Annotated in this window: 1 protein-coding gene; it reads left to right on the top strand. The window is 73.5% G+C overall.

Going from position 1 to position 1,047, the window contains the following annotated elements; translation table 11 throughout:
- Window positions 1-267: 267 nt before the first annotated feature.
- Window positions 268-939, top strand: a complete 672-nt coding sequence (locus ACFVW8_RS33315; RefSeq protein ID WP_389696700.1) for a FadR/GntR family transcriptional regulator — start codon at window positions 268-270, stop codon at window positions 937-939.
- Window positions 940-1,047 lie beyond the last annotated feature (108 nt).

Genomic DNA, 1,047 nt, shown 5'->3' with positions numbered 1-1,047 from the left:
GGGGCGCGTTCCGTCGCTGCGGTTCGGGGGGGGGGCGCCGGACGTGAGCGGGGCGGGGGGGGTGGCGGGGCTGGGGCCCCGCCGTCGCGGCCGGGCGGGGGGGGGGGGGGGTCAAACCGGGCACGCCGCCCCCTCCCGTATGCGTACGGACCCGGGCGAATCTGCCACGCCTCGGCGGTGATCGTCGCACCGGTTGCCCCGAAGGGCCCGTGGGCCGCCGTCGGGGACGCATAATGGAGCGATACATCGGATGTCTGGAGGTCGCCCATGGCTGTCACTGACGAGGCCATCGAGAAGATCAAGGGAATGATCGTCTCGGGTGCGCTACGGCCCGGCGATCGTCTCCCCAAGGAGAGCGAACTCGCCGCGGAACTCGGTCTGTCCCGCAACTCGCTGCGGGAGGCGGTGCGCGCCCTGTCGCTCATCCGCATTCTCGATGTGCGCCAGGGCGACGGCACGTATGTCACCAGTCTGGATCCGCAGTTGCTGCTGGAGGCGCTGAGCTTCGTGGTGGACTTCCACCGCGACGACACGGTGCTGGAGTTCCTGGCGGTCCGCCGGATCCTCGAGCCGGCCGCGACCGCGATGGCGGCGAGCCGGATCACCGAGGAGCAGCTGGATCTGCTGAGTTCCCAGCTGGACGCGCTGGGCAGCCGTCCCTCGGTCGAGGAGCTGGTGGCCTGCGATCTGGAGTTCCACCGCGGCATCGTGCAGTCGTCGGGCAACTCGGTGCTCTGCTCGCTGCTCGACGGGCTTTCGGGGCCGACTACGCGGGCGCGGGTCTGGCGCGGTCTGACCCAGGAGGACGCGGTGAGCCGCACGCTGCGCGAGCACCGCGCGATCGTGTCGGCGCTGCGGGACCGTGACGCGGAGGCTGCGCGGTCCTGGGCGACGGTGCATGTGGCGAGCGTGGAGCAGTGGCTGCGGTCGACGCTTTAGGCGGGGGCGCGGGTTTGGGGGGGGCCGGCCCGGCCCGGGGCGGAGGTTGGGGGCGGGGGGGGGGGGGGGCCGCCGGGCGGTGGGGCAGCCCGCGGCGGGGGGGGTTGG

The organism is Streptomyces sp. NPDC058221, assembly GCF_042882365.1.
GTDB lineage: Bacteria > Actinomycetota > Actinomycetes > Streptomycetales > Streptomycetaceae > Streptomyces.
The sequence above is the reverse complement of the archived record's forward strand: the minus strand, read 5'-3'. Positions and strand labels throughout refer to the sequence as shown.